The following is a 14,779-nucleotide window of genomic DNA, read 5'->3' as shown; positions in this document are numbered from 1 at the left end:
CTTACGGGGAGTTCCCAGTCTTCATGACGTAGGGTCTATTCACGTGAACTGGATAGAAGCAGCCTTGCTGGGCCTGGTGCAAGGCCTCACCGAATTCCTCCCGATCTCCTCAAGCGCCCACTTGCGGATCGTGGGCTCATTCCTTCCGAATGCAGCCGATCCCGGAGCCGCCTTCACGGCCATTATCCAACTGGGTACGGAGACGGCGGTCATTGTCTATTTCTGGCGCGACCTCGTGCGGATCATCGGGGCCTGGTTCAGGTCCCTGAGTGGGAAAGTCCCACGAAACGATCCGGACGCCCGAATGGGATGGCTGGTAATCCTGGGCAGCCTTCCCATCATCGTGCTCGGCTTGTTGTTCCAGGACCAGATCGAGTCGGTCCTGCGAAGCATGTGGATAGTTGCCACCATGCTCATTGTCTTCGGCATGATCCTGGCAGTTGCCGACGCCATTGGCTGCCAGGAACGGGATCTGACACAGCTCAGCTATAAGCACGGCATTCTGTACGGCCTTGCCCAGGCGATGGCCCTTATTCCGGGCGTTTCGCGTTCCGGCGGAACCATCACTGCCGGGCTGCTGATGGGGTACACGCGTGAAGCTGCGGCCCGCTACTCRTTCCTCCTCGCCATTCCGGCGGTTTTCGGCAGCGGCCTCTACCAGCTCTACAAAACAGTTTCCAAGGAGGGGCTCGCCGGTCCCTACGGCCTTCCGGAGACGGCACTGGCCACAGTCATCGCTTTCGTGGTGGGCTACGTGATCATCGGCTGGTTCCTGAAGTTCGTCTCCACACGCAGTTACAGGCTCTTTGTCTGGTACCGCATCCTTCTTGGCCTGGCCTTGTATGTCCTGCTCGGTTTCAATGTGATCAGCGCCTAGCACTAAGGTTGAGTCGTGAAATCGTGGACTTCCCGCCCTGTTCCTGAGCTGCCCGGCAGCATGCCGCAACTACGCCTCTTCGACACCGCCCTCGGCCGCGTCGTGGAGATAGAGCCGCAGCCGGAACAATCGATGTACGTCTGCGGCATTACGCCGTACGACGCGACGCACATGGGCCACGCCGCCAGCTATGTGGCCTTCGACCTCCTCAACAGGGCGTGGCGCGATGCCAGGATCCGGGTGGACTACGTTCAAAACGTTACGGACATCGACGACCCGCTGCTTGAACGCGCCACCGCCACCGGCGTGGACTGGCGTGACTTGGCGCAGAGCCAGATTGAACTGTTCCACACCGATATGGACGCCCTGAACGTCCTTGCCCCCAATCACTACATCGGCGCAGTCGAAGCCATTCCGGATATTGTGCCGGCGATCGAGCGGCTTATTGCGGACGGCGTCGCCTACCGCGTACAAGGTACTGATGGGGAGCCCGACGGCGATGTCTACTACGACGTCGAAATGGCCGGCAAACGATCCGACGCCACGGATGCATGGACTCTGGGCGACGTTTCAGGTCTCGGCGAAGCGGAAATGCTTGCTCTTTTTGCAGAGCGCGGGGGCGATCCGGACAGGGCAGGCAAACGCCAGGCGCTCGACCCCTTGCTCTGGCGGGTAGCACGCGAAGGAGAACCCAGCTGGCCGGGGGCCACCTTGGGCGACGGCCGTCCCGGGTGGCACATCGAATGTACGGTCATCGCCCAGAAGTATCTCCCCGCACCATTCACCGTGCAGGGTGGCGGCTCGGACCTCATCTTCCCCCACCACGAAATGGGAGCAGGACACGCCTACTCGCTGGCGGGCGTTCCGCTGGCCCGACACTATGCCCACGCGGGCATGGTGGGCCTCGACGGGGAAAAGATGAGCAAGTCCAAGGGCAACCTGGTTCTTGTCTCCAAGCTCCGGGCTGCAGGAGAAGAACCAGCAGCCATCCGCCTTGCGATCCTCGCCCACCACTACCGCTCTGATTGGTCCTGGACTGAGGCGGACTTCGAGGCAGCAAAGGATCGGCTGGCCCAGTGGCGCAATGCCCGCGACGCCGCCCCTGCCGGTTCGGCCGCAGCACTCGTCGCCGCCATGCGCATGGAATTGGCCAATGACCTCAACGCTCCCGGAGCGATGGCCGCCGTCGATCGCTGGGCTGAGGAGGCATTGCGGAACAACGCTCCGGCGTCCGGGATCGACGCCGCACTTATGAGCGATGCCGTAGACGCGCTGCTCGGCGTGGAGCTTTAGGGCCGGTCCTTACCCCGCCGCTTGAGGTAGCGCTCGAACTCGCGGGCGATCGATTCGCCCGAGGCTTCCGGGAGGTCCGCCGTGTCCTTGGCCTCCTCCAGTTGGCGTACGTAGGCAGCAATCTCAGGATCTTCGGTGGCGAGTTCGTCCACTCCGCGTTCCCAGGCCTCGGACTCTTCCGCCAGGGCCTGGCTGTCCAGGGGAACCTGGAGCAAGTCCTCGATCTTGTGAAGGATGGCGAGTTGGGCCTTGGGCGAGGGCGGCTGTGCGACATAGTGGGGGACCGCTGCCCACAGGGAAACCGTCGGCAGCCCTGCCAGCATGGCAAACTCGGCCAGAACCCCCACAATTCCCACGGGCCCCTCGTATTGGGAGGCCTCCAGGTTCAACCGTTCCCGAAGTGAACTGTCTTCCGTGGTGGTGCTTACCGGAATGGGCCTGCTGTGCGGAACGTCGGCCAGCAGCGCACCCACAAGAATGACCGAGTCCACCTTCAGCGCTTCGGCGTGGACCAGGAGTTCGGTGGTGTACGCGCGCCAACGGTATGAAGGTTCTGTGCCCAGAACAAACACCACGTCCACATTGCTGTCCGGAACTGACGCTTTGTAGATCCGCGTCGAGGGCCATTTGACCTTGCGCGCACCAGAGGACGTACGCCGCACGGTGGGCCGGGTGAACTGGAAGTCGTAGTACTCCTCGGCGTCCACTGTGGCAACCTTCTTGCCGTCCCAGAGCTTGTTCAAATAGTGCAGCGCATCGCTGGCGGCCTCGCCGGCGTCGTTCCAGCCTTCAAACGCGGCGATCATTACGGTGACGCGCTGGCCTTCCGCGGGTTCCTTAAGGAAACGCTCGGGCTCCGCGGTGATGTCCTGTCCTTCGGGGGTCCCGTCCACACTGTTCATCCACTCACCCTACGTCCAAGACCCTTGTGGATGCATGGCATTTCGCCCCGAAGCGTGTCCTGTATTCGCCCACAGCGCAAGCCCGGCCGGAAGCGCCCCGACTTCCACGTAGACTTGAAACCATGCCTTCGTCATCCAGTCAGCCCCTCCTCAAAGCCGTGCTCTGGGATATGGATGGCACCCTAGTGGACACTGAGCCCTACTGGATCGCAGCCGAGCGCGCACTCGTGGAGGCGCATGGTGGGAGCTGGTCACACCAGCAGGCCATGCAGTTGGTGGGTCAGTCCCTGCTGCACTCCGCCGCAGTGCTCCAAGCTGCAGGAGTCCGCCTCGAAGCCCGTGAAATTGTGGATACCCTCAGCGCACAGGTAATCAAGCACGTCCGCAATGAAGTTCCCTGGCGCCCAGGAGCACGCGAGTTGCTGGACGAATTGCACCAGGCAGGTATCCGTTGTGCCCTGGTCACCATGTCCGAGGGCCCGCTGGCCGGCGTCATCGTCGAGAGCCTCCCCAAGCCCTACTTCGAGTTCCTGGTCACGGGAGATACCGTCGTCAACGGCAAACCACATCCGGAGGCCTACCTCACGGCTGTTGAACGGCTTCGGCTCGATGACCCGTCGCTGACTCTTGATAACTGTGTTGCGTTGGAAGATTCCATTCCGGGCGCTACGGCTGCCCTGGCATCGGGCATACTGACAGTGGGCATCCCGCATCAGGTTCCGTTGCCCGAGTACCCTGGCATGATCATGTGGGAAACCCTGGTGGGCCGGTCCGCGGCAGACGTCAGCCAGCTGGTGGCCAACCGCTTCGCACAGGGAAACCTGCTTGAAGGGGCAAACTAGGTGAGCAGCTCCTCCACGCCACACCATGCTGTGACCAAAAAGGACGGCATCCCTCTCGGAAAAATCGCGGGAATCTCCGTGTACCTCGCGTACTCGTGGTTCGTTATCGCTGGCTTCACCGTCATCGTCTATGGGCCTGCCCTGCTGGTGCGAATGCCCAACCTCGGCATCTGGGCCTACTTTGTTGCCCTCGGCTATGCCTTGCTGCTCGCGCTCTCCGTCCTGGTCCACGAGCTTGCCCATGCACTCAGCGCCAAAGCGTTCAACTGGCCAACGGAAAAGATTGTCTTGAACCTGTGGGGCGGGCACACACAATTCGAGAGCTTCACCGCATCGCCGGGACGCTCGGTCATCGTTGCCCTTGCCGGACCGGTGTCAAACTTTATCCTCGCCGGCGGCATGTGGGCGGTCCTTTCTTCAGGCATCCTCGGTGGCGTCGCGGAAATCCTGGCAAACATCCTGATGTGGGCCAACCTTCTTATTGGCATCTTCAACATTCTTCCCGGTTTGCCCTTGGACGGCGGTCGGTTGGTGGAATCGGCGGTCTGGAAGGCCACCGGCAGCCAGGACAAGGGAACCATTGCGGCAGGATGGTCAGGCCGTGTCATCGTGGCCGCCCTTGTCATTTGGTTTATCGGAGTGCCGTTCCTCACAGGAGCGCCCCTGGATATCAGCCTCATGCTCATCACTGTCCTCGTCTGCGGTTTCCTCTGGATGGGAGCCTCCAGCTCCATCAACCACGCAAAACTCCGCAGCCGCCTTTACCTGGTGAGCGCGGCCGGGCTAGCGGAGCCCGCAGTGGGTCTCCCGAACGCGGCGACTGTGGCAGACATCCTGGCGGTATCACCTGCCGGGCGTCCCGCCGTCGTAATTTGCGGACCTGACGGAAAGCCTCAAGGAGTGGTTGATCCCGGCGCGGCTGCCGCGGTTCCTCCCGCGGCCGTAGCGACGACGCCGGTCACCGCCGTAGCGCATGCACTGGCGGCCGGTGCCTACGTCCCGGAATGGTCCAAAGGCCAGGAGCTGATCCAGTATCTGGCGCGGCTGGAGGGTGGCGAATACGCTGTGGTGGACCACAACGGAACCGTGACCGGGTTGCTCAGGCAGCAAGCAGTAGTGACAGCGATAACAGGTAAAGAAGCCCGGGGCAGCGGGCGCGCCTAACGGGCTTGCCGGTAGAGTTACGTGCCGGTCCATAAAAACAAACCATCGATTTTCGACGCCCATACGGCAGCAACACATGGCGGCGCAGCCGCCCAGGAGCGAGGAACACCACATGAGCAGCGAAACCGCCGCGGCGCAGACAATCGCAGGCACTGTCCCGGGCGCGGACACAGGCACTGACAAGCCAGCCACGGACTCTGCCACGCAGCCAACCGGGGCAGCCCGGCGCCGTGGGCCTTTCCGTGTGGGCGAGCGGGTGCAGCTCACGGATGAGCGTGGCCGGATGAACACCATCACGCTTGAGGTGGGCGGAGCTTTTCATACCCACCGAGGGTTCCTGAACCACGACGAAATCATCGGCAAGGTTGATGGTTCGGTAGTCAGCAATAACATCGGGCAGCAGTACCAGACGCTGCGGCCCTTGCTCTCGGACTTCGTCCTGTCCATGCCGCGTGGCGCGGCCGTCGTCTATCCCAAGGACGCTGGCCAGATCGTCACGATGGCTGACATCTTCCCCGGGGCCCGCGTTGTTGAAGCCGGTGTTGGCTCCGGCGCGCTGTCCATTTCCCTGCTCCGTGCAGTAGGCGACGGCGGCTACCTCCATTCCTTTGAGCGGCGCGAAGAATTCGCGGACATCGCCCGGGGGAACGTCGAGACCATCTTCGGTGGCCCGCACCCCGCTTGGCAGATCTCCCTGGGCGACTTCCAGGAAGAGGTAGTCAAGGCCGAGGCACCCGGCTCCGTAGACCGTGTAGTGCTGGACATGCTCGCTCCGTGGGAGTGCTTGGACGCTGTTGCAACAGTCCTGGCTCCCGGCGGCGTCTGGATCAATTACGTAGCAACCGTCACCCAGTTGTCCCGCACCGCCGAAGCCATCCGCGCTGACGGACGCTTCACCGAGCCGGATGCGTGGGAATCCATGGTCCGCGGTTGGCACCTTGAAGGACTGGCCGTGCGCCCGGACCACCGCATGGTGGCCCACACTGGATTCCTCCTGGTCACCAGGCGGCTCGCCGACGGCGTCACGGGAATCTCCGTCAAACGGCGCCCGTCCAAGACCGAATTCAGCGAGGAAGACCTGAACGCCTGGACTCCGGGAGCAGTAGGGGAGCGCGCAGTATCGGACAAGAAACTCCGGCGCGCCGCACGTGATGCCATCGCCGGAACCAACGTCCAGGACGAGCCCTCGGTCACAAACTGAAAAGGTCACAATAGGGTCCGCATTCCGGATGTCACCAAGCACCCTGCGCTTTTCGGGACTAAGGTCTTGTTAAGCGCAGGAAGGGGCTGATGAATCGTGGATACGTCGAACAACAACGACATTGGACGGCCGACGCCGGAGGAAGCTAACGCCGCTGCTGAAGAGGCAGCAAACCGGAGGCTTGCCGCCATCCAGCCGCCCGACCCATCCAGTGAATTGACCGTGGCCGAACGCCAGATCAACATCCTTCGGGACAAGCTTCGCCACATCGACCGCCAGCTTGCCGCCGCCACCCAGAACAACAGCAAGCTCGTCAGCATGCTTGAAACGGCGAAGAGCGAGATCCTCCGTTTGAAGGGTGCTTTGGAGCAGGAAGGGCAGCCGCCCTACAGCTTCGGAACAGTGGTACAGATCAACCCCCGGAGGCAGCCGGGCCCGGGAAGTTCCGGCCAGGCGGCCACGGAGGAATCCGTGGACATTTTCAATGCAGGCCGCAAGATGCGTGTAGGCATCAGCCCGCTGGTAAATGTCAACCAACTCGCCGTTGGCCAGGAAGTCCTCTTGAATGAGGCCCTGCTGGTGGTTGCCGGACTCGGCTACGAACGGGCGGGTGAACTCGTTACGCTCAAGGAGATGCTGGGCAAGGACCGTGCGTTGGTAGTTGGCCGCGCGGACGAAGAACGCGTAGTCCGCCTTTCCGGAGCGTTGCAAAGCGTGCACCTGAAGGTAGGAGACGCACTGTCACTGGATTCGCGCACCGGCTACGCGCTGGAGAAAGTTCCGCGCGCTGAGGTGGAGAACCTTGTCCTGGAAGAAGTTCCGGACATCACCTATCAGGACATCGGCGGCCTTGGTCCGCAGATCGAACAGATCCGCGATGCCGTTGAACTCCCTTTCCTGCATCCGGACCTTTACCGGGAACACGGGCTCAAGGCGCCCAAGGGCATCCTTCTCTACGGTCCGCCAGGTTGCGGCAAGACCCTCATCGCCAAGGCTGTGGCCAATTCCCTGGCAGCCCGTGCCGCCGAGCGCGCAGGCAACACCGACCTTAAGAGCTACTTCCTCAATATCAAGGGTCCTGAGCTCCTGGATAAGTATGTCGGCGAAACCGAACGGCACATCCGGCTGATCTTCTCCCGTGCCCGGGAAAAAGCGTCCGATGGCAGCCCCGTGGTGGTTTTCTTCGATGAAATGGATTCGCTGTTCCGCACCCGAGGAACTGGCGTGTCTTCCGACGTCGAAACCACCATCGTCCCGCAGCTGCTCAGCGAGATTGATGGCGTGGAGCGATTGGACAACGTAATCGTCATTGGTGCCTCAAACCGCGAGGACATGATCGATCCAGCGATCCTCCGACCGGGCCGCCTTGACGTAAAGGTCAAGATCCAGCGACCCGACGCCGAAGCCGCTGCAGACATCTTTGGCAAGTACATCACCACGGACCTTCCCTTCCATGCACAGGATCTGGCGGAGTACGGCGGGGACGTCCAAGCTACTGTCGACGCCATGATCCAGCGAACCGTGGAGGCAATGTACTCCACCGAGAAGTCGAACGAATACCTTGAAGTCACGTACGCCAACGGTGATACGGAAATGCTGTACTTCAAGGATTTCAACTCAGGCGCCGTGGTTCAGAACGTCGTGGACAGGGCTAAGAAGTACGCCATTAAAGACCTGCTGACAAACCATCAGAAGGGCCTGAGGATTGACCACCTGCTGCGTGCAGTGGTGGATGAATTCCGGGAACACGAGGATATGCCGAACACCACAAACCCTGACGACTGGGCAAGGATCTCAGGGAAGAAGGGTGAACGGATCACGTACATCCGCACGATCGTGCAAGGGAAGGCCGGCCAAGAACCCGGCAAGTCGATCGAGACCACGGCCAACACAGGTCAGTACCTGTGACGGCCAAAACCGAGGGTGTGCCCGGGGAAAGGTTGCCTGCGGGCGGCGCTATGCGCGTCATGGGTTCCGAAACCGAGTACGGAATCCATGCGCCGTCGGCGCCTGGGGCGAACGCCACGATGATGTCCGCCCGGATCATCCAGGCCTATGCCACGGTCACGCGCCAACGTGCCGCCGGGGGAGCGGAAACCCGCTGGGACTACACGGACGAAGAACCTTTACACGATGCCCGCGGCTGGACCGTTGACCGGGCGTCGGCCGATCCCAGCCAGTTAACTGACCAGCCGCCAGTGCTCGACGCCGAGGCAGTCGCGTTGGCGTATGGCCGCCAGGAACTGGAGCTGGACGGCCAGGACGAGTCCGGATCGCTCCTGATGAACATGGTCCTCGGGAACGGCGCGCGCCTTTACGTAGACCACGCACACCCGGAATACTCAAGCCCTGAAGTCACCAACCCACGGGATGCGGTGGCCTGGGATGCCGCCGGTGATCTCGTCGCACTTGCCACCGTGAGGAAAGTGGCGGCAGACACCAGCCTTCCGCCGATCAATCTCTACAAGAACAATACTGACAACAAGTCAGTGTCCTATGGCTCCCATGAGAACTACCTCATGCCCCGTTCAGTTCCCTTTTCCGACATCATCCGCGGGCTCACACCCTTCTTCGTGTCCCGGCAGGTGATTTGTGGAGCCGGACGTGTGGGGATCGGACAGGACAGTTCCACTCCCGGCTATCAGATCAGCCAACGGGCAGACTTCTTCGAGGCTGAGGTGGGCCTTGAGACCACCATCCGACGCCCCATCATCAACACCCGAGATGAGCCCCATGCGACGGCGGATAAGTACCGGCGGCTCCACGTCATCATCGGCGATGCGAACCTCAGCCAAGTTTCCAACTACCTTAAGTTCGGCACCACGGCCATGGTTCTCAGTCTCATTGAGGCTGGCCAAGCGCCCCGGATCGAAGTCCACGAACCCGTTCAAGCGCTGCAGGCCATCAGCCATGACACCACCCTGACCACTACGGTAAGACTGCTCGACGGACGAAGAGTGACCGCCCTGGACATCCAGTGGATGTACTACGAGGCCGCCGCAAAGCTGGCGCAAGAGACCGGAGTTGCCGATTCCGTCACTGGCGACGGGCACACGCATGGCGTCCTTGAGCGCTGGGAATCCACCCTGTCACTGCTGGGCAGCGACCCCGCCGCTGCGGCATCATCCGTGGAGTGGGTAGCCAAGAAGTCCCTCATTGAGGGGTACCGGAACCGGGACGGCCTTGGTTGGGACAATGCCAGGCTCGGGCTGGTTGATCTCCAATGGTCCGATATCCGCCCGGAGAAGGGCCTTTACTACAGGATGCTGTCCAGGGACAGGATGATCCGGATCGTCGACGACGCCGATATCGGCAGGGCGGTGAGTGAACCGCCGTCGGACACGCGCGCGTATTTCCGCGGAAGGTGCGTTTCAAGCTTCGGCAAAGACGTTGTTGGCGCCAGCTGGGACTCTGTCATCTTCGATGTTCCGGGACTTGGGAAACTGCAGCGTGTCCCCACCCGGGAACCGCTTCGGGGAACCCGGGCGCTCACTGGAGCCCTCTTTGACCGGCATCAGGAGGCTGGCTCGTTCCTGGCCGAATTGCTGGGCCAAAAACCGCCGCCACCCAAGGAATGAGTCGTTCAGGCCGAAGGGAAAATGGTGCCCCGGCAAAGCCGGGCGCAGCAGCCCTCGGCGTGGCAATATGGCAGTAGGAAGTCCCCACAAACGGGGGCTGACAGTAGGGAGAATGAAATGGCAGCTCAGGAACAGCAGCAACCGCAGTCACGGGACACCGAGACTGAAGTGGACGTCCCGGAGGCCCCACCGGCAGCACCCGAAGCCCAAGCCTCGGATGCGACGCAGGGTGTGGATGATCTCCTTGACGAAATCGACGGCGTCCTGGAATCCAACGCTGAAGAGTTCGTCAGGGCCTTCGTCCAAAAGGGCGGCCAGTAAGCGGACCCGGACAAACTATGTACTGCCCGGCCGGCGCGAGGCCGCCGGGCATCGGAATGCAGAGTCGAAGGAGTGCAGCAATGCAGGACCCATCAACAGGCCCCCTGGCCACCCAGGCAACGTCTTCATTCACGGAGCACCTTCAACGCTCGCGTCCCGAACTCCTTCCTTTCAACCAAACGTTGCCAGCCGGCACCGTACCGTCCTCGCCGCACGCAACCACCATCGTCGCCTTGACGTATGCCGGCGGTGTGCTGATGGCGGGGGACCGGCGGGCAACCATGGGAAACGTGATCGCCAGCCGGCACATTGAGAAGGTCTTTCCCGCGGACCAGTATTCGGTTCTGGGTATTGCCGGTACCGCCGGCCTGGCGATCGACATTACGCGGCTCTTCCAGGTGGAACTGGAGCACTACGAGAAGATTGAGGGCACGCTCCTTAGCCTGGTGGGCAAGGCGAACCGTTTGGGTGCGATGATCCGCGGCAACTTGCCCATGGCAATGCAGGGCATGGCGGTGATTCCCTTGTTTGCTGGTTTCGACCACGTATCGGGCACAGGGCGGCTTTTCTCCTACGACGTAACCGGTGGGCGCTACGAAGAACAGGAACACCACTCAGTGGGTTCCGGTTCTGTTTTTGCACGTGGGGCCCTGAAAAAACTCTGGAAGCCGAACCTCTCGGAAGAACAAGCCGTTGCCGTCGCAGTTGAGGCCCTCTACGACGCCGCGGACGACGACTCCGCAACGGGCGGCCCGGATCCCGTCCGCCAGCTATGGCCAGTGGTTTACACGGTCAACCGTGCGGGTAATCGCCGGGTACCTGAACGGGACCTGGCGGCGATAGCCGGTGCCATCGTCGAATCCCGTGCCATCGCCGGACGGGAGGCCTGACATGACGCAGCAGTTCTATGTCTCGCCTGAACAGCTGATGAAGGACCGTGCGGACTTCGCACGGAAAGGGATTGCCCGAGGACGTTCAGTAGTGGTGATCAGTTGCGCTGATGGCATCGCACTGATTGCTGAGAACCCGTCACCTTCGCTGCACAAAATCGGCGAGATCTACGACAAAATCGCCTTCGCGGCAGTGGGCAAGTACAACGAGTTCGAAAGCCTGAGGCAGGCAGGGGTACGGTACGCAGATGTCCGCGGCTACTCGTACGATCGCGAAGACGTGACCGCCCGGGGATTGGCAAGCGTCTATGCGCAGAGCCTCGGCGCCGTATTCACCGCCGAACAAAAGCCCTTCGAAGTGGAACTGGCGGTGGCTGAAGTCGCCCCGACCCAGGAGCAGGACCACCTGTACCGGCTCACCTTTGATGGTTCGATTGCCGATGAGAACGGCTTCGTGGTGATGGGTGGACTTGCCGATCAGATTTCCGACGTCGTCAGTGGGGCTTGGGAGCCTGAGCTTGGTTTTGCCGGGGCCATGAGGTTGGCTTTGCGCGCTTTGGCAACAGATAAGGAAGCCGACGCCCTCCCGGCGACCGCTGTCGAAGCCGCCGTCCTGGACCGCGCTTCGGAGAGTCACAGGGGTTCCCGCCGGGCTTTCCGGCGTCTGCTTCCCGAGGACATGACACAGCTGCTCACAGAGGAGGCTTGAGATGGACAAGCGCATATTCGGCATCGAAACGGAGTTTGGAATTTCCTATTCCAGCCCCGACTCCCGTCCTTTGGCCCCCGAAGAAGTGGCCCGCTACTTGTTCCGCAAGGTGGTGAGCTGGGGCAGGTCCTCCAACGTCTTCCTGACCAACGGTTCACGCCTTTACCTGGACGTTGGTTCGCACCCGGAATACGCCACCGCGGAATGTGACGACCTCGCGCAGCTCATCGCCCACGACCGCGCCGGCGAGCTCATCCTGGACGACCTCGTCGATGAGGCCCAGGCCCGCCTCGCTGCAGAGGGTTTCAACGGCACGGTATACCTCTTCAAGAACAACACCGACTCCGCCGGAAACTCCTACGGCAGCCACGAAAATTACCTCATACCCCGCCGTGGTGAATTCTCCAGGTTGGCTGAAATCCTCATTCCGTTCCTGGTGACCCGTCAGYTCATCGCGGGGGCGGGCAAAGTCCTGAAGACACCCCATGGCGCAACTTTCGCCTTTTCACAGCGGGCGGACCACATCTGGGAAGGCGTGTCATCTGCCACCACCAGGTCACGCCCCATTATCAACACCCGTGACGAGCCGCATGCCGACGCCGAGTTCTATCGCCGGCTCCATGTGATCGTGGGTGATTCCAACATGTCTGAAACCTCGGCACTCCTCAAGGTGGGCACGGTGGACCTCATCCTGCGCATGATCGAGGCAGGGGTGATCATGCGGGACATGCGAATGGAAAACCCGATCCGCAGCATCCGGGAAATTTCGCACGACCTCACGGGCAGCGCCTTGGTCCGCCTGGCAAACGGCAGGCAGCTCTCGGCGCTCGATATCCAGCGGGAGTACCTGGCAAAGGTCACAGAGTTCGTGGCCGCAAACGGCGCACACAATGCCCACGTGCCGCTTATTCTGGACCTGTGGGAGCGGACCCTGGATGCGATTGAAAGTGGCGATACCAGCACCATTGACACCGAGGTGGACTGGGCGATCAAGAAGAAGCTGATGGACGGTTACATGCGCCGGCACGATCTCAGCCTCGACTCGCCACGCATCGCTCAATTGGATCTCACCTACCACGACATTTCCCGGCAGCGCGGCCTCTTCTTCCTGCTGCAATCGCGGGATGCCGCACGGCGTTTGGTCCCGGAAACCGAAGTGAAGGACGCCGTGGACACGCCCCCACAGACAACCAGGGCCAAGCTGCGGGGCGACTTCGTCCGAAGGGCGCAGGAGCTTGGACGCGATTACACGGTGGATTGGGTACACCTGAAGCTCAACGACCGCGCACACCAGACGATCCTTTGCAAGGACCCCTTCCGTAGCGTTGACGACCGCGTCGATGCGCTGCTGGACTCCATGGGCTAACCGCCTTTCTGAGCGGACTCCCAGCTTCACGCGCTATTCTGGACAGTGGCCTCTTTCCAAGAGGCCATTGCCTTGGATCTGCCATGCGCCTTTCCGAGTGTCCTTTGCCCCGACGAAAGTGTCTTTTTTGTGCGCCGACTCCTAGCAATTCTTCTTCCTGCCCTGCTGCTCATCACTGCGTGTGGGGGAGGGGGCACGCCAGCCGCCGAGCCCACCAGCCAGTCATCCGGCGATGTCTCCAAACTCGATTCCGTGAAAGTGACGGACAACGGCGATGATAAGGCCCCGGGTCTGGACTTCACCAAGCCGCTGACCGTCGCTGAACCTACCATCAAGGTAGTCAGCGAAGGCAACGGCGAGCGTATCAAGGCCGGCCAGGTTGCCGAGCTCGCATACATCGCCGTGGATGGCAATGACGGCAAGACCGTTGAAGACGTCTACAAGAATGGCCCCCAGCCCATTGAGCTGAATGACGAGCTGAAGAAGGGCAACGAGCTGATCTACAACGCCATTGTTGGCGCCAAGATCGGTTCCCACATCGCGTTCGCCGCGCCGGGCTCGGCCGCTGCGGGCGCGGCCGCCGGCTCTACGCAGTTGGTGGTTTTCAAGCTGCTTTCCGCCAAGGAGGCAGCTCCAGTTCTCTCGAAGCCGGAAGGTGAGACCGTCACTCCTCCGGCTGGGCTTCCCACAGTGAAGGAAGACGACAAGGGCATCCCGCAGATCTCCGTTGACGGCGCAGCCGCTCCGAAGGAACTCATCGCACAGGACCTGATCAAGGGCTCCGGCGCTGCTGTTAAGGCCACTGACACCCTCACGGTGAACTACGTGGGCGTCAACCTTGTGGGCGGCCAGAAGTTCGATTCGAGCTTTGACCGTGGGCAGACAGCAAGCTTCGCGCTTTCCGGTGTCATCAAGGGCTGGACCCAAGGCCTGGAAGGCAAGACGGTTGGCTCCCGCGTTCTTCTGGTCATCCCGCAGGACCTTGCTTACGGTGCGGCTGGTCAGGGTGAAGCCAAGGGCGATCTCGTCTTCGTCGTTGACATCCTGGGCGTCAAGTAGGCAGCTGCCTGATCCGCAACTGGCTAAGCTGGTTCCTGACACCATTCGTCCCTCACACCCCTACGTCCCCCAAAGCAAGGAGCAACCATGTCATTTGGTCAGCGTGACTTCGACCGCACCAAGCCCGAAATCGACTTCCCGGAAGGCGACGTTCCCACCGAACTCGTCATCACGGACCTCATCGAGGGTTCCGGCGCCGAGGCCAAAGCCGGCGATACCGTATCCACCCACTACGTTGGCGTCGCCTGGTCTACGGGCGAAGAGTTCGACGCTTCCTGGGGCCGTGGCGCTCCGCTGGACTTCCGTGTTGGCGTGGGCCAGGTCATTCAGGGTTGGGACCAGGGCCTGCTGGGTATGAAGGTTGGCGGCCGTCGCCGCCTGGAGATCCCTTCAGAACTGGCGTATGGATCCCGTGGCGCCGGTGGAGCAATCAAGCCCAATGAGGCCTTGATCTTCGTCGTTGACCTCGTAGCTGTCCGCTAGGGCAGAAAGCTTCCTGCCAAGGCGCGTTACCTTCCGGCTTTGCCGGGCCGGTGACGCGCCTTGCTGCTTTCGCCCAGGACTTTAGTAACGTAGC

General features: G+C 61.7%; 14 protein-coding genes. 13 read left to right on the top strand and 1 reads right to left on the bottom strand.

Going from position 1 to position 14,779, the window contains the following annotated elements; genetic code table 11:
• Nucleotides 1-43: 43 nt before the first annotated feature.
• Nucleotides 44-877, top strand: a complete 834-nt coding sequence (locus AB4Y87_RS16120) for an undecaprenyl-diphosphate phosphatase (protein WP_442005324.1) — start codon at nt 44-46, stop codon at nt 875-877.
• A 15-nt stretch (nt 878-892) separates the two neighbouring features.
• Complete coding sequence (mshC, locus tag AB4Y87_RS16115; protein WP_442005323.1) at nt 893-2,170, top strand: cysteine--1-D-myo-inosityl 2-amino-2-deoxy-alpha-D-glucopyranoside ligase; 1,278 nt, start codon at nt 893-895, stop codon at nt 2,168-2,170.
• On the opposite strand, the gene AB4Y87_RS16110 is transcribed toward mshC, so the two are convergent.
• Nucleotides 2,167-3,072 (bottom strand): PAC2 family protein, encoded by a 906-nt coding sequence (locus tag AB4Y87_RS16110; RefSeq protein ID WP_431115281.1) that lies wholly within the window; start codon nt 3,070-3,072, stop codon nt 2,167-2,169. The genes mshC and AB4Y87_RS16110 overlap by 4 nt on opposite strands.
• A 122-nt stretch (nt 3,073-3,194) precedes the next feature.
• On the opposite strand from AB4Y87_RS16110, the gene AB4Y87_RS16105 reads away from it, so the two are divergent.
• The 11 genes from AB4Y87_RS16105 (at nt 3,195) to AB4Y87_RS16055 (ending at nt 14,685) form a co-directional block, all read left to right on the top strand.
• A complete protein-coding gene (locus AB4Y87_RS16105) occupies nt 3,195-3,914 on the top strand; it encodes an HAD family hydrolase (RefSeq protein ID WP_442005322.1) in 720 nt (239 codons plus the stop codon).
• Nucleotides 3,915-5,078, top strand: coding sequence for a site-2 protease family protein (locus AB4Y87_RS16100; protein ID WP_442005321.1), 1,164 nt, complete (start codon nt 3,915-3,917; stop codon nt 5,076-5,078).
• Nucleotides 5,079-5,190: 112 nt separating this feature from the next.
• Nucleotides 5,191-6,279 carry a tRNA (adenine-N1)-methyltransferase gene (locus AB4Y87_RS16095; RefSeq protein ID WP_442005320.1) on the top strand — a complete coding sequence of 363 codons (1,089 nt, stop codon included), beginning with the start codon at nt 5,191-5,193 and terminating at the stop codon, nt 6,277-6,279.
• 96 nt (nt 6,280-6,375) lie between these two features.
• On the top strand, nt 6,376-8,187 hold the full coding sequence (gene arc / locus AB4Y87_RS16090; protein WP_431115286.1) for a proteasome ATPase: 1,812 nt from the start codon (nt 6,376-6,378) through the stop codon (nt 8,185-8,187).
• A gap of 50 nt (nt 8,188-8,237) precedes the next feature.
• Nucleotides 8,238-9,857, top strand: coding sequence for a depupylase/deamidase Dop (gene dop, locus AB4Y87_RS16085; RefSeq protein ID WP_442005449.1), 1,620 nt, complete (start codon nt 8,238-8,240; stop codon nt 9,855-9,857).
• A 117-nt stretch (nt 9,858-9,974) separates the two neighbouring features.
• Entirely contained in the window at nt 9,975-10,178 is a 204-nt protein-coding gene (locus tag AB4Y87_RS16080) for a ubiquitin-like protein Pup (RefSeq protein ID WP_216925702.1), read from the top strand.
• 80 nt (nt 10,179-10,258) lie between these two features.
• Nucleotides 10,259-11,068 (top strand): proteasome subunit beta, encoded by an 810-nt coding sequence (prcB, locus tag AB4Y87_RS16075; protein WP_224090384.1) that lies wholly within the window; start codon nt 10,259-10,261, stop codon nt 11,066-11,068.
• A gap of 1 nt (nt 11,069) precedes the next feature.
• Nucleotides 11,070-11,777 (top strand): proteasome subunit alpha, encoded by a 708-nt coding sequence (gene prcA / locus AB4Y87_RS16070; RefSeq protein WP_431115289.1) that lies wholly within the window; start codon nt 11,070-11,072, stop codon nt 11,775-11,777.
• Between the two features lies 1 nt (nt 11,778).
• Entirely contained in the window at nt 11,779-13,143 is a 1,365-nt protein-coding gene (gene pafA / locus AB4Y87_RS16065) for a Pup--protein ligase (protein ID WP_442005319.1), read from the top strand.
• Between the two features lie 129 nt (nt 13,144-13,272).
• Complete coding sequence (locus AB4Y87_RS16060; protein ID WP_442005318.1) at nt 13,273-14,202, top strand: FKBP-type peptidyl-prolyl cis-trans isomerase; 930 nt, start codon at nt 13,273-13,275, stop codon at nt 14,200-14,202.
• An 87-nt stretch (nt 14,203-14,289) separates the two neighbouring features.
• Complete coding sequence (locus tag AB4Y87_RS16055; RefSeq protein WP_216925697.1) at nt 14,290-14,685, top strand: FKBP-type peptidyl-prolyl cis-trans isomerase; 396 nt, start codon at nt 14,290-14,292, stop codon at nt 14,683-14,685.
• Nucleotides 14,686-14,779: the final 94 nt, after the last annotated feature.

Source organism: Paenarthrobacter sp. RAF54_2 (genome assembly GCF_052113945.1).
GTDB lineage: Bacteria > Actinomycetota > Actinomycetes > Actinomycetales > Micrococcaceae > Arthrobacter.
Note: the sequence above shows the minus strand (reverse complement) of the source record. Positions and strands in the feature narration are given on the sequence as shown.